Raw genomic sequence first — 21,809 nt, forward strand, 5'->3', positions numbered from 1 at the left:
AAAAATGAGTATTGATTTTACCAGTCAACGATTATCGTATGAACAAGGCGAGCTTATCGAATCACACTTGCCGGAGCAGCCGTTTGGCTTGCTACAAACTTGGGTGCAGCAAGCGATTGATAGCAAGCAAGGAGAAGCGTATGCGTTTTCACTGGCGACTTGTGGACGTGATAGGCAGCCAAGTGTGCGCACTTTACTGATGCGTGAAATTATCCAATTGGATAACACGGGCATTGGCCTCGTGTTTTATACCAATTACGACAGTGCCAAAGGCTGTGATTTGGCGACCAACCCCAATGCTGAAGCATTATTTTTTTGGCCAAGCTTAGAAAGACAAATCCGTCTTACCGGCGCTGTACAAAAGGTTAGCCGTGAACAATCCGCTCAGTATTTTCATAGCCGTCCCCGTGATAGCCAATTAGCTGCTTGGGTCAGCGAACCACAAAGCAGTGTGGTTGCTAGCCGCGAGGTAATGGAAGACAAATTTGCCCAATTAACTGTGCAGTATGGGGACAACCCAATCCCTTTACCAGAATTTTGGGGTGGCTATCTGTTGACGGTAGAAAAAATCGAATTTTGGCAGGGTAGAGCCAATCGTATGCATGACCGCATCGTCTATTCGCTAAATGACGAGCAATGGGTGATGGAAAGACTATTACCTTAAACTACAAGCCATAAAAAAAACACGGTACTTTAAACCGTGTTCTTTTATTTGATAAAACTTAGTTTTGTAGGGAACGTAGTAAACGCACAAATTCAATATACATCCACACCAGCGTTGATAAGATACCAACGCTTAGTACCCATTCATAGCTTTCATCCACCCCTGCGGCATAGGCTCGCTCAACACTATCAAAATCTAATAACAGGCTCAGTGATGCAATCACAATCACCAGCAAGCTAAAACCAATACCCACCACGCCACCGCTAAACAAATACGGCAGTGAGCTACCAAATAGGCTAAACCCGATTTGTACCAGATACACCAGCATAATAGCAATCACAGCGGACATCATCACAGAACGAAATTTTTGGGTGACTTTAATTACGCCACTGCGATAAAGTGCCAGCATCACTGCAGCGGTTACAAAAGTTGCGACCAACGCCGTCGGAGCAACTGTGGGAAACTTAATACTCGCAAACAGGGAAATCGCGCCAATCACGATGCCCTCTAAAATTGCATAGGGAATTGCCAATGTTTTAGCTATGTGGGGTTTTGAGATAATCACCATACTCAATACAAAAGCCACCAAGATACTGGCTAAAGCTGCTACACTAACAAAACCTGAAGTGACGCCACTAGCTAGGCAATAGCCAAAAAAACCAACACCCGATAAGGTCGTCAAACCTAACAGAAAAGAGGTTTTTCGGATAACCCCTTTGACCGTCATCGGTGTCGTGCTAACCGCAAGTTCAGCGCGAGATATAATCGGATTTGCCATAAAAATTTGCTCCCAAGCGTTAAAAAATTTCAAAATTTAGCTATATGTTAATTACCTTAAATTAGCAAATAGCAATGAGTTTGTATACATTAACTGCACAACGAAGGTTAGCAATTTTGTAATATAAAATACTGATTGGGCATAACGTGAGCCAGTAAGCTGTGATAAAATAGTTCAATCTTTATCAGTTAATTTTCTGCTATGACGTCCACACTTATTCCCAATCCTGCCTTTGGGCGTATCGGCATTATGGGTCGTGCCAACAAGCCAAGTGTCATTCAAAGTATCTACCAAATTTGTGACTTTTTTCATGAGCAAGGGTTGCCTTTATTAATTGACCATCAAACGGCACGGTTGCCGGCATTAGATTTTGCACGCCTAGGCGAGATTGCTACGATTGAGCGTAGTTTGCTCGGCGGTGCTTGTGATTTGGTCATTGTGGTCGGTGGTGATGGCTCGCTGCTACATGCGGCGCAAGTACTCGTCAAACACAAAGTGCCAGTAGTGGGGGTGAACCGCGGACGTTTAGGGTTTTTAACTGACATTTATCCTGATGATTTAAACGTAAAATTGACCAGTATTTTACAAGGTCATTATCAGCTTGAAGATCGATTCTTGCTAAAGATGGAAATCCGTCAAGGTGCACATGTGATTTATGAAGATATGGCGCTAAATGACATTGTGCTGCATGCAGGCAAGTCAGTGCATATGCTAGATTTTCATTTAAAAATTGATGGGCTTAATGTCTATCGTCAGCACAGTGATGGTCTGATTGCCTCCACACCGACGGGTTCCACCGCTTATGCGCTATCAGGTGGCGGGCCGATTATTCATCCTAGTATGGATGCCATTTGTCTGGTGCCTATGCATCCACATACCTTATCAAGCCGCCCGATTGTGGTCAGCGGCAACAGCGAAATCAAAATCCGCATCCATAAAGATAACCGCACCCAGCCGATGGTGAGTGCAGATGGGAAACCATCGGTGCCGCTTAACCAAAACCAGCGTTTAGTGATTCACAAGCATCCGAACAAACTCACGTTATTACACCCACCTGGGGTGGATTTTTTTGAAGCTTGCCGTACCAAACTTGGTTGGAATAGCTACGCTGAAGAATTTAGTATGGATAATTAAATAAAAAAGCCACCTGAATCATTCGGTGGCTTTTTTATGAATAAATGCATTAATTAATCAGCCCGCTTGCCGAGCGTTTTGAGATAAATCCATCTGGGATTTGGTTGTGGTCGGCTTGCCAGCGCTGAAATGCTAATTTGGTATTGGTGCCTACGACGCCATCTGACCCTTTAGTATCATAGCCCATTGCCGTCAAACGCTGTTGAAGTTGGCGTACTTCATAAGTAGCAAGTGGCTGCTCATAGCGCGGCCAAGATTGCTGTAAACCTGGCTGCCCGATAATGGCTTTGGCAAGTAAGCTTACCCCCATGGCGTAATTGGAGGAATTATTGTATACCTTAATGGCATCAAAATTTTTGGTTAATAAAATCGCAGGACCCTCTTTACCTGCAGGGAGCCACAATTCTGCCAGCGCATCCATGGGCGCATTTGGGGTGATAAATTGAACACCTAAATTTTGCCAGTCTGCCATGGTTTTTTTGGTACTGACCTGGCGATAATCGAAACCATTTGGTAATCGTACCTCATAGTACGAGCCCATACCACGCTGCCAGCCGGCATTTTTAAGATAGCTTGCGGTAGAAGCTAACGCATCAGCTGTATGCCAAGGGTTACGATGACCATCACCATTGCCATCTACTGCTTCATCTAACCAAGTTTTGGGAATAAATTGGGTATGTCCCATGCCACCTGCCCAAGAGCCGCGCAGTTGCGACCAATCAATATCACCACGCTCAAGCAGCGACAACAGCGCTAGTAGCTGATCCTCTGCAAAACTGCGGCGGCGACCATCATATGCCAGGGTCGCCAAACTATTGACCAGTGATGAGTTGCCTGTGCCTTGACCGTAAGAAGATTCCATGCCCCAAATGGCAGTCACAATAGAGGCCGGCACACCATACTGATTTTCAATGCGATCAAGTAGCGCGCTTTGGCTGGCAAAATTGCGCTGACCCCCACTGACACGACCACTCGACGCGGCACCATCGATATATTCCCAAGGCATTTTGGCAAATTCGGGCTGTCCTTTATCCAGTGACACCACTTGCTCGCTATAGTTGGCACTAGACAGCAAGCGTTCAACATCAGCACGGGGGTAACCTTTTTGCACAGCGCGTTCAATAAAATCCGATTTCCACTGATAGAAGCTGCTGTATTGATTGGTTGGAACAGTCACAGGTGGCACAGGCGTGACCTTCGGGGGTACTGTAATGACCACAGGGGCAGTCGGCAACGTACCTGGTAATTTTTGGGGTTGGGTTTGAATAGGTGCTGATGAACAAGCTGCCAACAATGCCGCTAAACTGACAGGTAATGCCAGTTTTTGACCAGCAAAACGATGCGACAAACAGAGCGATAAAGCAACGATAGACGACGAATATTTAACATACATAGAGCAATAACCTCAATTAATACAAGCCAAATGCGTACAAACATAACAACTGTGGTAAAAAAATTGAATATAGCACAAAAATAGGAAATTTTAATTGTTAAGGAATAATTGATATAAAAATACTACAAAAATTGCGGTAAAAGTATTTGCCAGATTTTGGCAGTTTTGCCAGCATTTTTTGGAAAATAGGATTGATAATTGGTCAAAAAAGTTTATGATAATCGGTTTATAGTAGCTAATTTTGAGGAGTAACTATGCTAAAAGTCAATCAATATTTTGATGGCAATGTGGCATCAATCGGTTTTCAAACAGCCACCCTACCTGCGACCGTGGGTGTGATGAAAGTAGGCGAATACGAATTTGGCACAAGTCAATTTGAAACCATGACCGTCATTAGCGGGGCTATCTCAGCACTATTGCCAAACCAAACTGACTGGCAAACTTTTAAAGCCAATGAAACCTTTACTGTCGATGCCAACCAAAAATTCAAAGTCAAAATTGACGAAGAAACGGCTTATCTTTGCACCTACCAAGATAAATAATCAAGATAAATAAGTAATAAAAAAGCGATATCAAATCCATGATATCGCTTTTTTTTAGCCGAAAAATTTATTGAATACCGCCAAATTTTCCTGCATTAAAATCTAAGATGGCTTGACGGATTTCGGCTTGGCTATTCATCACAAAGGGTCCGTAACCCACCACCGGCTCATTAATCGGTTCACCACTCATCAGCAAGATTTTCGCTCCCGCTTTGCCCGCCGTTAAGCGTACAAAATCGTCGCCCGTCTCGCCACTTTCAATCTCAAAAGTGATTAATTGATTGGCGTGTGCTTGCTGGTCGTGATCGGCGTTGATGATAACATCGCCTTGCATCGACAATAACAACAAATTGTGAGTGCGAGAAATCGCGACTTCTATGGAGCGATTGGGTTCAATACTGATATCCCACAAGTTAATAGGGGTAAAAGTCGTGCCAATGCCGCGTGCCTTATTGTCACCCTGCTGAGGAGCTTGGGTATTGACAGTAGGGGTAAACTCCCCAGCAATTACCTTAATTTGTCCTGCATGCAGTCCTTCATCATCATGTAGACTGACCACAGGCATGTCATCATTGGCAAGATGTTGGTATTTGGCAGGCGTGGCTTTATCTTTGGCAGGTAGATTGACCCAAAGCTGTACCATACTAAAATCACCGCCTGCTTGGCTAAATTCAGGGGAGTGAAATTCCTCATGAATCACGCCATTGCCTGCCGTCATCCATTGCACGTCACCTGTCTTAATAGTACCGCCACCGCCACTAGAATCACGGTGAGAGACTTCACCTGCATAGGCGATAGTTACCGTTTCAAACCCTTTGTGTGGATGTTGTCCGACACCGCGAGGGGCTTGAGCATTGGGTTCAAAATATTGTTTTGCTGCATAGTCGAGCATTAAAAAAGGGTCGGTGCGTTTATCACCCACCATGTGATTGAACATCGGGTTGACATGAAAACCATCACCCACCCAATGGGGGCGTGGGGCGGCATGAATTTTGTCGACTTGTCGGTAAGTTTTATTGCTATTTTGCTTGCTATTTTGCATGGCCATGATTTTTCTCCTTATTGATAACTATAATTATAGGAGCAAAAAGGCTATTTTCAAGTATAAATTACATTATATTGGTTATTGTAAATATTAACTAATATAAAAGATAAAAAAAGCAAGGTTAATTGATAACCTTGCCCTCATAGATTATTTAATGATTTTAATCATCAAGTTCTGACCAACGTGCCATTTTTTCAAGTAGCAAATCATCAATCTCGTTGAGACGTTCACTGGCTTGGGTAGCGGCTGCCATATCGCTCACAAACCAGCTGCCATCGGCTAATTTGTCTTGAAGTTCAGCTTGTTCTTGCTCGAGTAGCGCGATTTCATTGGGTAAACTGTCTAATTCACGCTGTTCTTTGTAGCTCAGTTTTTTCTTCACCGTATCAGTTTTTGGTGCATCAGCGTTAATGGCTTCTTTGGGCTTTGCTGTTGTTCTTTCTGATTTGTCTGCTTTGGGTTTAATCGCTTGTTCACGAGATTTTTGCGTCAAATAGTCTTGATAGCCGCCCACATATTCTTTGACAATACCATTGCCATCGCTATCTTCATCAAAAACCCAAGTTGATGTTACGACATTGTCCATAAAGGTACGGTCATGGCTAATCAGTAAGATGGTGCCATTAAAGCTATCGACGGCTTCTTCTAACAGCTCTAGGGTTGCCATATCTAAGTCGTTGGTCGGCTCATCAAGTACCAAGATATTTGCAGGTTTTAGTAGCTGTTTGGCTAGCAAAACGCGGTTACGCTCGCCGCCTGACAAGGCTTTGACCGGCGTTCTGGCGCGTTCTGGGGCAAATAAGAAATCTTGCAAATAGCCGATGATATGTTTCTTTTTACCCGCCACTTCTACAAAATCAGAACCTTCCGCGACGTTTTGTACCACAGTTGCTTCTAGATCAAGTTGGTCACGCAGTTGGTCAAGAAAGGCGATTTGTAGATTGGTGCCTAATTTGACTGAGCCAGATTTGGTGATATCAGGCTGCGGAATATCCAAAATCGCATGAATGAGCGTGGATTTACCGACACCATTTTTACCGATAATACCAATACGGTCACCACGCATGATGCTGGTGTTAAAATCTTTTACCAAGGTCTTATCACCATAACCTAGATTGAGATGTTTGACATTGGCAACCAATTTGCCGCTATTGTCGCCATCGTTCATGCTGATGTTAACTTGTCCGACTTGCTCACGGCGGGATTTACGTTCTTCACGCAGCGCCTTTAACGCGCGCACGCGACCTTCATTGCGGGTACGGCGCGCTTTGATACCTTGACGAATCCACACTTCCTCTTCAGCCAGTTTTTTATCAAAATTGGCATTGGCTTTTTCTTCGGCGTTGAGTTGTTGTTCTTTAAGTTCTTGGTAGCGGGCATAGCCTTTATTGACATTGCCTGCTTGCTTGGTGACGTCATAACTGCGTAGAATACCGCGGTCAAGTTCGACAATGCGGGTGGCGATTTTGTCAATAAACGAGCGGTCATGCGAGATAAACAGCAGGGTCAATCCTTGCGCGTTTAATAAAAATTGCTCAAGCCATTCAATACTTTCGACATCCAAATGGTTGGTCGGCTCGTCAAGTAGTAGCACATCAGGTTTGGTAATCAGCGCACGCGCAAGCAGTACACGGCGTTTGCGACCGCCCGATAATTCACTAATATCGGCATCGCCGTCCAAATTCATCATGGACAGCATGGTCTGTACTTCACGGGTCAAGTCCCACCCATGGGCATCATCAATTTTATGCTGCAAATCTGACATTAATTCACAGGCTTTCATGTCACCACTGGCACATTTATCACTGGCTTGCTCGTAGGCCGTCAGCCAGGTTGCCACATCACCGGCACCTGCCATAACGATATCACTGACTTTGCCCGACGTTTCTGGAATGTCTTGCTCGAGCATGGCAATTTTCAAATTGCCACTGATTTGGAATTCGCCACTGTCAGCCTTGACTTGACCGCTAATGACCTTAAACAAAGTTGATTTGCCTTCACCATTGCGCCCAATCAAACACACGCGTTCGCCTTGTTCGATATTAAAATCAATACCGTCCAAAATCGGTGCAATACCAAATGCCAAATGAATATCTCGTAAATGAATCAGTGCCATAACTTTCTCAAAGTTTAGTAAAAATGTTTGTATAATAGGAAAATGCGGCTATTGTAGCAGACTTTATGGCAAAAAATTGTGGGGAAACTTATGAGGCATTCTAAATGAGCGAAAAAGATAACCAAAAACAGGCAAGCGGTGACAATGGGTTGGTTACCATGGTGGAAAAATTAACCCAAGCGTTGATTGATTTACAAACAGAACTGCTGTTTATGGAAGATACAGTGGATAAACTTGATAATATCGTCACCGAGCAAAGCCAGTTGATTGCTGACCAACAACGGAAATTACAGCTACTTTATCAAAAATTGGAAACTCAAACGCAAGGCTCACAAATTCAGCCGTTTGATTTGTTGAGCGATAAACCGCCGCATTACTAATTTTATTGACAAAAATTGAAATTTTTATCAACATGGCAAACGTTTTATGCGCTATAGACTGCCAATGCCCTAAATAGGAAAAACCAATGGTAGCTAGTTGCATCTGACTATCAGCAACAAACTCTGCAAGAATTGACCGTGATGGATATAAAACGCAAACTGCTTTATCAATGCTTTATCAAGGCGTGCCGTCAAAGATAGGCAAGGATGAGAGGCTAAACGGGTCGTTTTTTAACGTAAATTTTGTACATGTATCTATCAATTTTCATCAGCATAGCAAACAAGTTTCACAAGCATATCAAGCAAACATAGTGCTATGACCAAATAATCTGCTTTCATTTATTGTTAGGAATATCCTATATGAGTCATAATGAATCTTTAATCAGTGTTGCCGAAGAAACGTTACATGAAGCCAAAACAGTCATGTTTAATATGCTGTCCAAAGTGGTAGAAATCGGTGGTTCTGATTTATTTATCTCAGCGGATTTTCCACCCAGTATTAAATATCACGGGCTCATGAAGCCGCTCAATAAACAACCACTGACGGCTGAAAAAACCAAACTGTTTGCCTATAGTTTGATGAACCAAAAACAGCGCGAAGAATTTGCAACCAATCTTGAGTGCAACTTTGCGATAAATGTGCCCAATGTATCGCGATTTCGGGTTAATGTGTTTCAGCAGCAATTACAAGTCGGTATGGTGATTCGTACCATTACGGCAGAAATACCCAACTTTAAACAGTTGCTACTACCTGAGCAGCTCAAAAAAATTATCTTGGAAAAACGTGGGTTAGTGCTGGTCGTAGGGGGAACGGGGTCAGGTAAATCAACATCGCTGGCGGCAATGATTGACCATCGTAATGAAAACTCCGCAGGTCACATCATCACTGTCGAAGACCCAGTGGAATATGTGCACAAGCACAAACAATCCATGATCACCCACCGTGAAGTAGGCGTGGATAGTCATTCATGGCATAACGCACTCAAAAACACCTTGCGCCAAGCGCCTGATGTGATTTTGATTGGGGAAATTCGTGATACTGAAACTATGGAAAACGCCATTGCATTTGCTGAAACAGGTCACTTATGTTTAGGCACTTTGCATGCCAATAATGCCAATCAAACCTTAGATCGTATTATCAACTTTTTTCCAGAGGAGCGTCGTAACCAATTGCTGATGGACTTGTCATCGAATATGAAAGCTATCATTTCGCAGCGTTTGATTCGTACAGAAGATGGTAAAGGTCGTCGGGCAGCGGTAGAAATTATGCTTAATACCCCATTGATGGCGGATTTGATATTAAAGGGTAATTTTCATGAAATTAAAGCGCTGATGACCAAATCTCGAGAATTGGGTATGCAAACCTTTGACCAAGCCTTATTTGATCTATACGATGAAGGCGCCATCTCGTATGATGAAGCAATTCGCAATGCTGACTCTGCTAACGAATTGCGGTTGCAAATCAAACTTAAAAGCCGACGCGGGGAAGGTGGCACGCAAAGCACAAGTGAGCTAAAGCTTTAATAAAAAAACGCCCTGCGACTAAACAAGTAACACAGGGCGTTTTAATCAGCTATCTGAAAAACTAGAGTCAATTAACAATTAATAATCACTTACTCATTACTAATCACTTAAAAAAATAACAGTTACTCATTCAACTCGCGAGTGGGTAATACATCTTTAATGGCGTCACGTAAATCATGCATCGCTTTGACCGTGGTATCCCAATCGATACAGCCATCGGTAATGGACTTGCCATATTCAAGCTGGCTCAAATCCGCGGTCAAATCTTGACGACCGCCTTTAAGATGACTTTCAACCATCATCCCAATAATCGAGCGATTACCGTGTTTGATTTGCTCAGCGATATTTTGAATGACCATCGGTTGCAGGTAAGGGTCTTTATTTGAATTGGCATGGCTTGAGTCAATCATGATTTTGCCTGAGACTTTACCTTTAGCAAGTTCATTTTCTGCTTGGGCAACGGCAGTGGCATCATAGTTGGGTTTGCCATTACCGCCGCGAAGCACCACATGACCGTATGGATTACCTTTTGATTGAATGATAGACACCAGACCATCGGCAGATAAACCTAAAAAGCTATGACCAGATTTCACCGCTTGCATGGCATTGACTGCCACTGTCATACCGCCATCTGTACCGTTCTTAAAGCCGACTGGACAAGACAGACCTGAAGACATTTCGCGGTGAGTCTGACTCTCAGTAGTACGTGCGCCAATCGCTGACCAACTAATTAAATCTTGGATATACTGCGGTGTATTGGGGTCAAGCGCTTCGGTTGCACAAGGTAAGCCTTTTTCATTCAAATCAAGCAGCAGTTTGCGCGCAACACGCAAGCCCTTATTGATATCAAAGCTATCATTCATGTCTGGGTCATTGATTAAGCCTTTCCAGCCCACTGTGGTACGAGGCTTTTCAAAGTACACACGCATCACCACATAAATACTGTCTTCAATTTCTTTGGATAAAGCCAACAGTTTATCGGCGTATTCATGGGCAGCGTTGACGTCATGAATCGAGCAGGGACCAATCACCATCAATAAACGTTTGTCTTTACCGTCTAAAATATTACGCACGGTTTCACGACCTTTGGTCACCGTCTCGATAGCTTTGGGGCTCAATGGTAGTTCGTTTTTTAATTCCGCAGGCGTCACTAGCGGTAAAATTGCTTCAATATTCACATTATCTACATCAGCGATATCAGTTTTGGCAAAAGTTGTCATAATTCTCACAGGCTGTTGGCAAAAATTTAAAAAATCACTATAAACCAAAAAATTTATAATGTCATTACTTGAGTCAGTAGGAAAGCCTACTTTTAGTTTGGCAGTTGATAAAATATTTTGTCAATGTTCAAAATCTGTTTGGTCAAAGTTTTTTTGGATGTTTGGGTAAGCTGCATATCCTATAGCAATAGTATAACAATTATTGTATCAGTATACTAGTACAAAATAACAAATAACTGTCATTTAAATTTTTTGATGATTTTACTTTTCATCTGTTTACCCCTAAAATATTTTTTCAAAATTATAACCAAACAAGGCTGTTTAATCTCATGTACGCTAACGCCCCTGCACAAACCATTTCAGACCTTGCTGCAAACGCCGCACTCGCAACCGATATTGCTAACCCAAGCACAGCCAGCTTTTCTAACCTCAGCGAAGCGAGCTTTTCTAACCTAAATGAACAGAATTTGCCGCAAAACGTTGCAAAAACTAAGTTTCAGCCGATTGTCATTGGTATCGTAGCAGGCGAGGTCTCAGGCGATGCGCTGGGTGCAGACTTTATGTGCCAGATGAATAATTTGCGTGATGACATTGTATGGGTGGGCGTGGGTGGCGCACAGATGCAGGCACAAGGGCTTAACTCAGTGATTGACATGTCTCGTTTGTCAGTGATGGGCTTGGTGGAAGTGGTCAAGCATTTGCCAGATTTGTTTAAAGCACGTGATGAAATTTTGGCAGCCTTTAAACAAAACGCCATCGATATTTTTGTCGGCATTGATGCGCCTGATTTTAATTTGCGATTGGGGGAGCGGTTAAAATCAGCCGGTATTTATTGTGTGCAATATGTCAGCCCATCGATATGGGCATGGCGGGAAGGGCGAATTGAGAAAATCAAACGCGCGACCAATTTGGTGCTGTGTTTGTTTCCGTTTGAGTTGTCTGTGTACCAAAAACATGATCATCCCGCCGTGTGTGTCGGGCATTCACTCCTCAAGACCATTGATGACAATTTACTTACAACGCCCATGGATGAGCTGCGCCGTGAATTGATTTGGGATAATCCCACCTATCATCAGTTTTTTGTCAAAATGGGCGAGCTTGAGATGAGTCATCTCATTGCAGTGATGCCAGGCTCAAGACGCAGTGAAATCGATGCGATTTTTCCAAAAATGCTTAAAGCGATTCATCAACTGTTGATTATGGATGATAAGCTATGCTTTATCGTGCCAACGGTCAACCAACACCTACTGACTATCGTAGAGCAATATCTAGAAGCCCAATCAGCGCAGGTGCGCCATCATGTCACAGTGAGCTGTGATGAAACACAAGCGGATTTTAGCCAACGGGTGATGGCGGCGTCAGACTTGGTGCTGCTCGCATCGGGCACCGCAACGCTTGAAGCCATGCTACTGGGTAAACCGATGGTGGTGGTATATTCACTCAATAAAATGACCTTTTGGCTGGCAAAACGCCTAGTCAAAGTGCCGTATGTAGCACTGCCTAATATTTTGGCAGGTCGAGAAATCGTACCAGAATTGCTACAAGAAGACGCCAACCCAGACAATATTTGCCGTGTGGTACAGCAATCATTAAAAGTTAAAAACTATAACGAGCAGCTGCGAGATTTGCGGCAAACGTCAGAATGGCTGCGTGAGCAAAGCAACATCGACCCCGCCAATGCGGTGATTGACAATTGGCTGACGTGGAAAAAACAGTAAAAATCTCAGGCAAAATTTGACGCTTTATCAAGTTGGGCGCGGTGATAATGATGGCAAACTTACGTCCAATCTTCTGAGGTGAATGTTGCCATCAAATCATGCGCTTTGGTTCTTGCATCAAGCACAGTCATAAAGGTATAAGCGCCGATGAATTTACGGCTAATAAACATCAGCTCTTTAGGCGGCACGCTAAAGGATTTTGAGGTCGCTGATTTGCTGGCAAGCTTAATGACACGGTTATGTAAATCACTTTTTGCCCAAATATAATTGCCATGTACATCAAGTACATGGGGTGGAATCGTCGGATTATGACTTGGCAAACTAAAGGGTTCACTGGCAAGCAAACATAGCTCTACCATATCATTTTTCACCGAGTCACTAAGATTAGCAAAGAATTCAAAATGCTTGCCCGCTTGTTCAATCGCTTGGCGCATTTTGCCACGGTCGTGAAAAAATCCTGCCAACAGCAAATTACGGGCGATGAGTAGCAGATTGTCATCAAACTGACGAATGGCGCCAAAGTCCAATAACACCAATTGGTCAAGCTGTGTATCAGGCTTTTGTGCAAGGCGAATCAGATAGTTGCCAAAATTGGGGTCGGTCTGCATATCCCCCCATTCAAAAATCTCACGCAGCATAATTTCAATCGACGCCTGCCCAATCGCATTCCGTCTTTCTTGGGGCAGCACAAATACTTGCTCATCCAAAACCGACACGCCATCTTCATAGGTCATACATAGCAGCCGATCGGTGCTATAAGCTTTGAGGATGCGCGGCACCACATAGCGACTATCGCCAACAAAACGTTGAAAAAATAGCTCAGTGGTATCTGCTTCTAGAAGGTAGTTGACTTCATGATGCAGCAGGTCACGAATTTCTTCAAACCACGCATCGAGTTGGCGGGTTTGCGGGACAACATTCGTCACTTTAAGCAATTGGCGGAACAAATCCAAATCACTGTCCACGGCATCAGCGATATTGGGATACTGCACCTTAAATACCACTTGTTCGCCCGTGGCTTTATGAACTGCTCGATGTACTTGCGAAAGTGAGGCGGTGCCAATTGGGGTATGGTCGATATCAAACTCATGGATGGTATCGCCCAATTCGGTTTGTAGCGCTGATTCGATAATTGACCATGAAAAAGCAGTCGTCTGGCTGTTTAAGGTTTGTAAGGCTTCTGTGATTTCAGAGGGTAAAAAATGCTCACCGTACAGGGCTAACATTTGACCGATTTTGACCACTGAGCCTTTAAGTTTACCCAGCTCATCCACCAAATATTGGGCTTGCTCACGCATAAATGCTTGTTTTTGTAGTGCCTTTTCTTCCTTTGACTTAAATAATCCAAAGGCGCTATTGGTCGCCCATCGTCTGCCGATATTGAGCGATGCTTTGGCAATCGATAACCGACGGTCAAGCGCCGAGGTTTTGAGCTGTTCAAGCGGTTGGTTATCGTAATTTTGTGGATTTGCCATACAGGGTGCCTAATGTTTTTGAAAGAAAAAGCCAAATAAAAAGCAAATCATTTTAACACATGATTTGCTTTGATTGTTGTTACCGATTTTTAATAAAGCCGATTAACACTTAGCGTAACCACTTGGTTTAACACAGTGGCTAGATGTCTAAATGCCATATCATTGGTTACTGGTTATTCGGCGCTAGATTGAATAGCCCGCCAACCGATATCACGGCGATATTGCATACCATCGAAGCTAATAGCGCCACAAACTGCTAAGGCTGTAGTTTGGGCATCCAAAATATCGTCACCAAGTGCCGTCACGCAAACCACACGGCCGCCATTGGTGACAATCTCACCATTGTCAAAGGCTTTGGTACCTGCGTGGAAAACTTTGACATCCATATCCGTTTGCCCATACTGTGACTCAAGCGTTGGTAACCCATGGATGACATCGCCGTTGCTCGCGCTTTCTGGATAGCCTTTGCTAGCCAGTACAACACCTAAGGCAGGACGCTCATCCCACTCAGTTTGTTCGGGAAGATTGCCATCCAACCCTAATGTTATCAAGTCAACCATTGAGCCTTTTAGGCGCATCATAATGGGCTGTGTTTCTGGGTCACCAAAACGGCAATTAAACTCAATCACATAGGGATCATTGTGGTCATCAATCATCAATCCTGCGTACAAAAATCCCGTATAAGGTGTGCCATTGGCGTTCATGGCATCGACCACTGGCTGAATCACACGGGCAATCACCTTATCATGTACTTGCTGCGTCACCACGGGGGCAGGTGAGTAAGCACCCATCCCGCCTGTATTAAGACCAGTATCACCTTCGCCAATACGTTTGTGATCTTGGCTGGTTGCCATCGGCAAGATATTGTTGCCATCTATCATACAAATAAAGCTGGCTTCTTCGCCTTGCAAGAACTGCTCAATCACCACACGGCTGCCCGCATCACCAAATTTGTTGCCCGATAACATATCATTGATGGCGTCAACGGCTTCTTGTTCGCTCATCGCCACAATCACGCCTTTACCCGCGGCTAAACCATCGGCTTTAATGACAATCGGCGCGCCTTCGGCTTTCACATACGCAATCGCTTGCTCGGCATCGCTAAAAGTTTGGTATTTGGCGGTAGGGATATGGTGTTTGATCATAAAATCTTTGGCAAAGGCTTTTGACCCTTCAAGCTGCGCGCAATACGCTGTGGGTCCCCAGGCTTTGATACCTGCTGTTGTTAAGTCATCGACCATACCTGCCACAAGTGGCGCTTCAGGACCAACCAGCACAAAGGCAATGTCATTGTCTTGGCAAAATTGAATCACCGCCGCATGGTCTTTGACGTTTAAATCGACATTTTGTAGTTTGTGTTCAAGCGCTGTGCCTGCATTGCCGTTGGCAACAAAAACCGTGCTAACTTTGCTATCTTTGGCGCATTGCCATGCCAATGCGTGCTCACGTCCACCTGTGCCAATTACTAAAATATTCATGTATATCCTCTATAAAGTTAATGGTTACTTCAATTTCTCAATAATAGTTTCTAACTCGGCAGAAATTGGAAAAAAATAACCTTGCTGGACATCGCCATTCGTATTGAATGGTCCATTTTTACCGGTAAATTTTGTTCGATTATCTGCGGAAATTTTAGTTTTGTGAATAGGTTTTTCATAGGGAGTATAATCCACTTCCAAAAGCTTACCTTCTGATTCCCACATATCATTGTTAGGATAAGGATTCCTGCTTTTGACTGCGCTTTTGGTTACTAAACTTTCGCCTACAATAAAACTATTTGTATAATGATAAATTTTATCACCTTCAACTGCATCCCACATCGTTTCCCAGTGCCATTGTGAAGCACCCCTTTTATTTCTTAATGGAGACCAAACAATCTTATTCTGAGGCTTGCCTTTTTTGCTACCTTGATTAACCCACCAGGTTGCCATGATTAAATCCCAATATGTTAATATAAACACCTGAATTATAGCATTATAACGAGTTTTAAATGAATAAATACCATTTTGTTATCGGCGTGGATGAAGTCGGGCGCGGGCCGTTATTGGGCGATGTGGTGGTTTGTGCGCTCATCTTCGATAAGGCGATTTTATCTGTCAAAGAAGATAGCCTAAGCACTGATTTACCCACCGCTGATAGTGTAGGTATTAGCCACAATCATCCGCTAAGCGCGCTAACTGACTCCAAAAGACTGTCAGAGAAAAAACGAGAAGCGTTATTTTCCTTGATTGAACAAACAACGACCGCGCATCAGGTTGTCAAAATTTCTGCCAGCTTAATAGACCAGCTCAACATCTTACAAGCGACATTACTAGGGATGAAACAAGCGGTGGCAGGCGTGATGGCGCAAATGTTAGCGCAATACCCAACAGCGACTTTTAGCGTCATGGTGGATGGCAATAAACTGCCCGTGTTGTTTGACTTGCCCAATTATCAGCAAATTACCCATGAACAAGCGATTGTGAAAGGGGACGGCAAACATGCGTGTATCAGTGGCGCCAGTGTGATTGCCAAAGTGACGCGTGACCGAGACATGGTGGCGTTGTCAAAGTTGTATCCTGATTATGGCATTGAGCAGCATAAAGGCTATCCCACCGCCGCCCATATCCAAGCGATAGAGCATTACGGTATTTTGCCCATGCATCGCAAAAGTTTTGCCCCCATCAAACAGAGGGTTTTAGACAAAAAAGGTGAACATACAGTCAATATCTGGTAGTAATGAGTGCAGATCTAAAGTCGCCTTGTGAGCGAGTTTAACTAGTAAGGTGTGCTGAGCATGACGAGTAAAAGGATGGTCTTGCTCGCAGACCTGCAAGCTGTGCCCGATTTATTTTCAACCTCTCGGTGGACAGCGCGCCAAACAAGGTCTGATAGTCGCCCTGTATGTTCAAATCTATCATAGCAAATTGTAGGCTTTTTTCAAACTACCTTACACTAAATCAATCTGCCAATTAGCGGCTTGCAATTGGATATTTAAGTTTCTGAGTTTCACCGCTATGTCATCTGCTTGTTTTTGCAGTTTGACCGGTTCAATCACTTTTTGCCATTTGATTTCTCGATAGCTATAACGATCGCCTTCCGTCTTAGCATTATCAATCGCGGTTTGCAGCAGGCGATGGCGTTCGGCAAGTTCATCACGCTTGACTAAAGTGCTGAGCATGGTTGAACCATCGGGCATGACAGCGATAGCATTGGTGCGATGGATATGGTCGATTAACGCATACAGCTCGCTCATGATTTGATTGGCTTGTAGCAGCAGTTCATTCGGGTTTTCACTTGGGGTATCGCCGTCTTGGACTTTGACGTTTTCAGCAATGCGCGATTTCAAGCTGGCGAGCTTTTTTTGCATATCAGCACGTCGTAACAAAGCTTCTGCAAGTTTCATGGTTATCTCCTGATTGGTCAATTTAGTGGGTCAATTTAAACGTTAAAATCATATAATTGGGTTAAAAATTGGGTAGGATAATCTGTAATCACACAATCCACGCCCATCTCAATCAAGCGCTTTGCCACATCAACCTCATTTACCGTCCAAGCAGTGACTGTTAAGCCATAAATTTTGGCAATTTCCAACAGGGCTGGGGTAATAAGCGCATAATAAATGCCCACTTGGCTACAGCCTAACGCACAAGCACGATTAAAGGTTTGTAATATTAAATTTTTACCCGCTGCATCAGGCGTCGGCAAAAAAGCAATTTGGCTTGCCATCATGGTTTCGGGTTCAAGTATTTTAGGCTCAAGTGTTTTGGGTTCAAGTAATAAGCCTGTCGGAAAGTGAAAGTTTAAAAATTGCTGTTGGCTTTGAATTTGGTACAAAATATCGGTATCAAAACTGGTCAAAGTGATGGGTAAAGCTTGCCATATTTCTTGTGATAATAGCCTAAGCAGATTTTTAACCAACAAGGCTGGATGAGTTTTGGCATGGGTTTTGATTTCCAGTTCAATATGGCAAAAGTGTTGCAGATAGGGTGGTAAATCGTCTAGCAACAATAGGTGATGTTTTAAAAACCCTAGTTCAAAACATTGGGAAAAACGCTCATAGTCCGATTGCACAATGGCGCCTAATTCCGCCCATGTTTTATCAGCAATCCACGATTGTTGTCTTGCCAGCCGATTTAAGGTTTCATCATGTACCACCACAAATTTGCCATCGGCGGTCATTTGGATATCAAATTCAACCCCATCAAGCTGCTTACCCTGTTTTTGCAATTGCTGCACGTAGGCAAATCCGTCTTGACAGTTCTCTAGCCGTTCAGCCCGAGCAGCACGATGACCGAGTAAATAATAGGTTTGATTTGGATGGCGCATACGATGGCTCGCAATAGACAATAAAATTTTATGACTACTAAAAATTATTACAACTAAATTTTATTATAAATAATAGTGAACAACTAGCCAATTTGCAAAACTTTGCTTTATAATGGCATGGTAATAAATTCTGCGTGAAGGTGCCTTATGTCTATGATTTTCCCACAAAATACGTTGTCAAAAAAAATGCGTACGCCGTTATTGTTGGCGTGTTTTGCCTTAGCCGTCGTGGGATGTAGTCGCAATGAGCAAAAAGACGAGCAAACTGGCAGTGCTGCAAGCAGTGAGCAAAAGTCAATTGAAACGTCTGATATTGCCTGTAACAATGAGAAGGCAACCAGTGCCATTCACAGTTATCTGGTCAATCGCATCGACCAGCAAGCCAAAAAACAGTCTGACATCATTCAGCAGCAAGCAGGTACGGTGGTTGATATGACTATCTTGCAAAATGGCTTGTCGCAAGTGGCAATCAACCTAGAGAGCGTGAATGGTAGCAATGGTAAATGCCAAGCGACGGTGTCGTTTAATATGCCTCAAGCGCAGCTCGATAACGCCGATAAAATTTATACCCGTCTAAAAATGCCAGTCGCCGCCGAGCAAATCGCGTCGCGTGGTTATCAACTGCAAAATAGCACATTGGTGGCAAACAATGTTGGCTTTGGGTTATCAGCCAGTGGCGCCAATTACCAAGTCAATAGCACCACAGGCGACGATGTGATTGGGCTAGTCGGTGAGATTATGGCAAATTCGGCATTAGCGCAAACGCTGACCCAGCCATCTAATACGCCCTTAGCCGGTTCTTCGGCAGGCGCCATACCCGTTGTACCAACAGTGACTAGCAAACCCAGTGTCGCTGCCAACAACAGCCAAAATTCAACCACCAAACCTGTCAAGAAACAAACCACAGAAGAACCAAAAACAGACAGTGAAAAAAACGACAGCGAAAAAACCAAGACTGACGTGACCACCACATCAGACAAGAAAAACACAGCATCAGATAGCGCAGATAAAATATCGGATAAAAAATCTGAGTCAACCACCGCAAATGCTGATACCAAATCAACCGCTACTAAGTCAGCGGCTAGCACAAGTACAGACAAATCGACCAAGTCAGTATCGCATGAAAAAGTCCCAACCGACACCAATGTCAAATTAACCATTGAAGAAAAAAACGAGCAATACTAACGTAAACCACTGTTAGATGATGTGTTTAACGTATGTCACCCAGTCATCAATTTGTTTTAGCATGTTTTGATGTAGTAATGTGACTAAACATAAAACAAATTGATGCGTCAATTCTCTGCCTGCCACCATAAGGATATGAACATGGCTCATTTTGCCCCACAAATCGCTGTTAAAGCTACCTATATGCGCGGTGGTACGTCAAAAGGTACTTTTTTCAAGCTTGATGACTTACCTGAACGCTGCCAAACCCCAGGGCAAGCCCGAGATAGTTTTTTACTGCGGGTGGTGGGTAGTCCAGATCCGTATGGTAAGCAAATTGACGGTTTGGGAAATGGCTCATCATCAACCTCCAAAGTGGTAATTTTGTCAAAAACAGACGTTGCCGATCATGATGTGAATTATTTATTCGGTCAGGTCGCCATTGACAAAGCGATGATTGATTGGTCAGGTAACTGTGGAAACTTAACCGCTGCGGTCGGTTCATTTGCGATTGCCAATGGGTTGGTGGATGCCAGTAAAGTGCCCCAAAATGGCATTTGTGAAGTGCGTATTTGGCAGCAGAATATTAGCAAAACCATCATCGCGCATGTACCCATGACCGATGGTCAGGTGCAAGAAACAGGCGATTTTGAGCTAGATGGTGTGACTTTCCCAGCAGCCGAAGTCAAAATTGAATTTATCGACCCTGTGGACAGCGATGGCGATATGTTCCCGACGGGCAACTTGATTGACAAACTTAATGTACCTGAAATCGGTGAATTTGACGTCACGATGATCAATGCAGGTATCCCAACAATTTTTTTAAATGCCAAAGACTTAGGTTTTACGGGCGCTGAGCTGCAAAAAGACATCAACAGTAACCAAGAAATTTTGGCTAAGCTTGAAAAAATCCGTGCTCATGGCGCAGTTAAAATGGGACTGATTGCAGAGTTAACAGAAGCTCAAACCCGTCAGCATACCCCAAAAATTGCTTGGGTTGCACCGCCAGCCGATTATACCGCCTCTAGTGGCAAAGCAGTCAAGGCAGGCGATATTGATTTGCTTGCCCGCGCGATGAGCATGGGTCAACTGCACCATGCCATGATGGGTACAGCTTCGGTTGCGATTGGCACCGCAGCGACTATTAAAGGTACGCTGGTCAACCAAGCAGCCGGTGGCAAAGCGTTGTCTGAAGTACGCTTTGGTCACCCATCAGGCACGCTACTGGTCGGGGGTGAGTCCTCGCAAGTGGATGGCAAATGGCAAGCCAAAAAAGTGTCTATGAGCCGTTCAGCGCGACGTCTGATGGTGGGTGAGGTGTATGTGCCTGGCGATGCGTTTTAATCGACAAATCATTCACAAGGCAACTTATAGCCCAATACCTAAGAGCCTAATACCTAAGTCCCCAATACCTAAGAGCCCAATAATGACAGATAAGCAATCACACTGGATTGAACTGACGAAAGCGCCAAGCCAAGGGGTAACCGTGGTTCAAACCCTATCTGGCTGTGAGTTTATGCCAAGCATTTCAAGCAATTTAAGCAATTTAAGCAATGATGCAGTGGGGCAGTCTAGTTTGAATGCTGTGTATGGTCAATTTAATCTAGGCTTGCATGTAGGGGATGATAGCATGCAGGTGCATCAAAATCGTGCGCATTTGCTGCAATCCTTGCAACACTATCATCCCGCATTAAACAGCATTCATTGGCTTAATCAAATCCATGGTAACGACGTTTATCAGGTTACCGATAAAATTGGCGCAGCAGCGATATCGGCTGATGCGCATATTACTCGTTTACCAAACGTTGCCTTAGCGATTATGACGGCAGATTGTGTACCCGTCATGATAGCCACCGATGCAGCAGATGATAACAAGCTGATTGCGGCGATTCACGCTGGCTGGCAAGGTCTTAATAAAAATATCATTGCAAAGACCGTACAAAAAATGGTACACCAGTTTGATTTTGCAGCGGGGGATAACGCGACTGCCGAAATGCAGAAGGTCACTCGTGGCTGGCACGCCTGGATAGGCGCTAGCATCGCACAATCGAGCTATGAAGTGGACAGTCGTGTCAAAGATGCCGTGTTATCAGTGTTAAATGTATCTGAGGCTGTCGCTACCCAGTTGTTTCAGCCAAATGCTGATAAGCTCGGTCATTATTTTGCCGATTTGCCTGCAATAGCAGAATTACAGCTCAAGGCTTATGGTATTCATCAGGTGTATAAAAGTGGTTTAGATAGTCATAGTGATGCACGATTTTATTCGTATCGTCGGCAAACTCAGCATCAATTGCCTGCAACAGGTAGAATGGCAACGCTGATTTTTATGGATTAATTGAATCATAAAA

20 protein-coding genes are annotated in these 21,809 nt (G+C 43.8%); 10 read left to right on the forward strand and 10 right to left on the reverse strand.

Annotated features, from left to right (window positions below; all coding sequences use genetic code 11):
- Positions 1–4 precede the first annotated feature (4 nt).
- Positions 5–664 (forward strand): pyridoxamine 5'-phosphate oxidase, encoded by a 660-nt coding sequence (gene pdxH, locus RTP55_RS00770; RefSeq protein WP_312383450.1) that lies wholly within the window; start codon positions 5–7, stop codon positions 662–664.
- Positions 665–722: 58 nt separating this feature from the next.
- Here pdxH and RTP55_RS00775 read toward each other — a convergent pair whose 3' ends face one another.
- Positions 723–1,442, reverse strand: coding sequence for a Bax inhibitor-1/YccA family protein (locus RTP55_RS00775; RefSeq protein WP_007116760.1), 720 nt, complete (start codon positions 1,440–1,442; stop codon positions 723–725).
- Positions 1,443–1,643: 201 nt separating this feature from the next.
- On the opposite strand from RTP55_RS00775, the gene RTP55_RS00780 reads away from it, so the two are divergent.
- On the forward strand, positions 1,644–2,576 hold the full coding sequence (locus RTP55_RS00780) for an NAD(+) kinase (RefSeq protein WP_050324375.1): 933 nt from the start codon (positions 1,644–1,646) through the stop codon (positions 2,574–2,576).
- 49 nt (positions 2,577–2,625) lie between these two features.
- Here the strand turns inward: RTP55_RS00780 and RTP55_RS00785 are convergent, their stop codons facing one another.
- Entirely contained in the window at positions 2,626–3,969 is a 1,344-nt protein-coding gene (locus RTP55_RS00785) for a lytic murein transglycosylase (protein WP_312383454.1), read from the reverse strand.
- Between the two features lie 254 nt (positions 3,970–4,223).
- Here RTP55_RS00785 and ppnP point away from each other — a divergent pair, with 254 nt between their 5' ends.
- Complete coding sequence (gene ppnP, locus RTP55_RS00790; RefSeq protein WP_036597446.1) at positions 4,224–4,511, forward strand: pyrimidine/purine nucleoside phosphorylase; 288 nt, start codon at positions 4,224–4,226, stop codon at positions 4,509–4,511.
- 67 nt (positions 4,512–4,578) lie between these two features.
- On the opposite strand, the gene RTP55_RS00795 is transcribed toward ppnP, so the two are convergent.
- Together RTP55_RS00795 and RTP55_RS00800 are read right to left on the reverse strand one after the other, a co-directional pair.
- Positions 4,579–5,559 (reverse strand): pirin family protein, encoded by a 981-nt coding sequence (locus RTP55_RS00795; protein ID WP_096488839.1) that lies wholly within the window; start codon positions 5,557–5,559, stop codon positions 4,579–4,581.
- A gap of 157 nt (positions 5,560–5,716) precedes the next feature.
- Positions 5,717–7,672 (reverse strand): ATP-binding cassette domain-containing protein, encoded by a 1,956-nt coding sequence (locus tag RTP55_RS00800; RefSeq protein ID WP_312383457.1) that lies wholly within the window; start codon positions 7,670–7,672, stop codon positions 5,717–5,719.
- 104 nt (positions 7,673–7,776) lie between these two features.
- On the opposite strand from RTP55_RS00800, the gene RTP55_RS00805 reads away from it, so the two are divergent.
- Both RTP55_RS00805 and RTP55_RS00810 read left to right on the forward strand, forming a co-directional pair.
- On the forward strand, positions 7,777–8,052 hold the full coding sequence (locus RTP55_RS00805; protein WP_312383459.1) for a SlyX family protein: 276 nt from the start codon (positions 7,777–7,779) through the stop codon (positions 8,050–8,052).
- A 360-nt stretch (positions 8,053–8,412) separates the two neighbouring features.
- Entirely contained in the window at positions 8,413–9,576 is a 1,164-nt protein-coding gene (locus RTP55_RS00810) for a PilT/PilU family type 4a pilus ATPase (protein ID WP_219331197.1), read from the forward strand.
- 122 nt (positions 9,577–9,698) lie between these two features.
- Here the strand turns inward: RTP55_RS00810 and RTP55_RS00815 are convergent, their stop codons facing one another.
- The gene (locus tag RTP55_RS00815) at positions 9,699–10,796 is read right to left on the reverse strand and encodes a 3-deoxy-7-phosphoheptulonate synthase (RefSeq protein ID WP_159374623.1); all 1,098 of its coding nucleotides are present in this window, start codon (positions 10,794–10,796) and stop codon (positions 9,699–9,701) included.
- Positions 10,797–11,125: 329 nt separating this feature from the next.
- Between RTP55_RS00815 and lpxB the strand changes: the two genes are divergently transcribed.
- Positions 11,126–12,514 (forward strand): lipid-A-disaccharide synthase, encoded by a 1,389-nt coding sequence (gene lpxB / locus RTP55_RS00820; protein ID WP_312383461.1) that lies wholly within the window; start codon positions 11,126–11,128, stop codon positions 12,512–12,514.
- Positions 12,515–12,573: 59 nt separating this feature from the next.
- Here the strand turns inward: lpxB and RTP55_RS00825 are convergent, their stop codons facing one another.
- From RTP55_RS00825 to RTP55_RS00835, 3 genes are all read right to left on the reverse strand, one after another.
- Positions 12,574–13,989, reverse strand: a complete 1,416-nt coding sequence (locus tag RTP55_RS00825) for an ABC1 kinase family protein (protein WP_312383463.1) — start codon at positions 13,987–13,989, stop codon at positions 12,574–12,576.
- A 173-nt stretch (positions 13,990–14,162) separates the two neighbouring features.
- Positions 14,163–15,467: a phosphoribosylamine--glycine ligase gene (gene purD / locus RTP55_RS00830; protein ID WP_312383465.1), complete on the reverse strand. Its 1,305-nt coding sequence runs from the start codon at positions 15,465–15,467 to the stop codon at positions 14,163–14,165.
- A gap of 24 nt (positions 15,468–15,491) precedes the next feature.
- A complete protein-coding gene (locus RTP55_RS00835; RefSeq protein WP_312114516.1) occupies positions 15,492–15,920 on the reverse strand; it encodes a hypothetical protein in 429 nt (142 codons plus the stop codon).
- A 59-nt stretch (positions 15,921–15,979) separates the two neighbouring features.
- Between RTP55_RS00835 and RTP55_RS00840 the strand changes: the two genes are divergently transcribed.
- Complete coding sequence (locus RTP55_RS00840) at positions 15,980–16,705, forward strand: ribonuclease HII (RefSeq protein WP_312383467.1); 726 nt, start codon at positions 15,980–15,982, stop codon at positions 16,703–16,705.
- 213 nt (positions 16,706–16,918) lie between these two features.
- On the opposite strand, the gene RTP55_RS00845 is transcribed toward RTP55_RS00840, so the two are convergent.
- Positions 16,919–17,374, reverse strand: coding sequence for a DIP1984 family protein (locus tag RTP55_RS00845; protein ID WP_138019222.1), 456 nt, complete (start codon positions 17,372–17,374; stop codon positions 16,919–16,921).
- A gap of 35 nt (positions 17,375–17,409) precedes the next feature.
- The gene (locus tag RTP55_RS00850) at positions 17,410–18,297 is read right to left on the reverse strand and encodes a glycerophosphodiester phosphodiesterase (protein ID WP_312383471.1); all 888 of its coding nucleotides are present in this window, start codon (positions 18,295–18,297) and stop codon (positions 17,410–17,412) included.
- Positions 18,298–18,444: 147 nt separating this feature from the next.
- On the opposite strand from RTP55_RS00850, the gene RTP55_RS00855 reads away from it, so the two are divergent.
- The 3 genes from RTP55_RS00855 (at position 18,445) to pgeF (ending at position 21,796) form a co-directional block, all read left to right on the forward strand.
- Positions 18,445–19,482, forward strand: coding sequence for a hypothetical protein (locus RTP55_RS00855; protein ID WP_312383473.1), 1,038 nt, complete (start codon positions 18,445–18,447; stop codon positions 19,480–19,482).
- A 141-nt stretch (positions 19,483–19,623) separates the two neighbouring features.
- Complete coding sequence (gene prpF / locus RTP55_RS00860; RefSeq protein WP_312383475.1) at positions 19,624–20,805, forward strand: 2-methylaconitate cis-trans isomerase PrpF; 1,182 nt, start codon at positions 19,624–19,626, stop codon at positions 20,803–20,805.
- An 82-nt stretch (positions 20,806–20,887) separates the two neighbouring features.
- Complete coding sequence (gene pgeF, locus RTP55_RS00865) at positions 20,888–21,796, forward strand: peptidoglycan editing factor PgeF (protein WP_312383477.1); 909 nt, start codon at positions 20,888–20,890, stop codon at positions 21,794–21,796.
- Positions 21,797–21,809 lie beyond the last annotated feature (13 nt).

Source organism: Moraxella sp. CTOTU47579, from assembly GCF_032004885.1.
Lineage (GTDB): Bacteria > Pseudomonadota > Gammaproteobacteria > Pseudomonadales > Moraxellaceae > Faucicola > Faucicola tetraodonis.

What these genes read in the sequence shown, in the direction of transcription:
- RTP55_RS00800 (WP_312383457.1), bottom strand. Translation starts at nt 7,672, where the DNA reads ATGGCACTGATTCATTTACGAGATATTCATTTGGCATTTGGTATTGCA.
- RTP55_RS00840 (WP_312383467.1), top strand. Translation starts at nt 15,980, where the DNA reads ATGAATAAATACCATTTTGTTATCGGCGTGGATGAAGTCGGGCGCGGG.
- RTP55_RS00855 (WP_312383473.1), top strand. Translation starts at nt 18,445, where the DNA reads ATGTCTATGATTTTCCCACAAAATACGTTGTCAAAAAAAATGCGTACG.
- RTP55_RS00805 (WP_312383459.1), top strand. Translation starts at nt 7,777, where the DNA reads ATGAGCGAAAAAGATAACCAAAAACAGGCAAGCGGTGACAATGGGTTG.
- RTP55_RS00785 (WP_312383454.1), bottom strand. Translation starts at nt 3,969, where the DNA reads ATGTATGTTAAATATTCGTCGTCTATCGTTGCTTTATCGCTCTGTTTG.
- RTP55_RS00780 (WP_050324375.1), top strand. Translation starts at nt 1,644, where the DNA reads ATGACGTCCACACTTATTCCCAATCCTGCCTTTGGGCGTATCGGCATT.
- ppnP (WP_036597446.1), top strand. Translation starts at nt 4,224, where the DNA reads ATGCTAAAAGTCAATCAATATTTTGATGGCAATGTGGCATCAATCGGT.
- RTP55_RS00825 (WP_312383463.1), bottom strand. Translation starts at nt 13,989, where the DNA reads ATGGCAAATCCACAAAATTACGATAACCAACCGCTTGAACAGCTCAAA.
- RTP55_RS00795 (WP_096488839.1), bottom strand. Translation starts at nt 5,559, where the DNA reads ATGGCCATGCAAAATAGCAAGCAAAATAGCAATAAAACTTACCGACAA.
- pgeF (WP_312383477.1), top strand. Translation starts at nt 20,888, where the DNA reads ATGACAGATAAGCAATCACACTGGATTGAACTGACGAAAGCGCCAAGC.
- lpxB (WP_312383461.1), top strand. Translation starts at nt 11,126, where the DNA reads ATGTACGCTAACGCCCCTGCACAAACCATTTCAGACCTTGCTGCAAAC.
- purD (WP_312383465.1), bottom strand. Translation starts at nt 15,467, where the DNA reads ATGAATATTTTAGTAATTGGCACAGGTGGACGTGAGCACGCATTGGCA.
- RTP55_RS00835 (WP_312114516.1), bottom strand. Translation starts at nt 15,920, where the DNA reads ATGGCAACCTGGTGGGTTAATCAAGGTAGCAAAAAAGGCAAGCCTCAG.
- pdxH (WP_312383450.1), top strand. Translation starts at nt 5, where the DNA reads ATGAGTATTGATTTTACCAGTCAACGATTATCGTATGAACAAGGCGAG.
- prpF (WP_312383475.1), top strand. Translation starts at nt 19,624, where the DNA reads ATGGCTCATTTTGCCCCACAAATCGCTGTTAAAGCTACCTATATGCGC.
- RTP55_RS00810 (WP_219331197.1), top strand. Translation starts at nt 8,413, where the DNA reads ATGAGTCATAATGAATCTTTAATCAGTGTTGCCGAAGAAACGTTACAT.
- RTP55_RS00775 (WP_007116760.1), bottom strand. Translation starts at nt 1,442, where the DNA reads ATGGCAAATCCGATTATATCTCGCGCTGAACTTGCGGTTAGCACGACA.
- RTP55_RS00850 (WP_312383471.1), bottom strand. Translation starts at nt 18,297, where the DNA reads ATGCGCCATCCAAATCAAACCTATTATTTACTCGGTCATCGTGCTGCT.
- RTP55_RS00845 (WP_138019222.1), bottom strand. Translation starts at nt 17,374, where the DNA reads ATGAAACTTGCAGAAGCTTTGTTACGACGTGCTGATATGCAAAAAAAG.
- RTP55_RS00815 (WP_159374623.1), bottom strand. Translation starts at nt 10,796, where the DNA reads ATGACAACTTTTGCCAAAACTGATATCGCTGATGTAGATAATGTGAAT.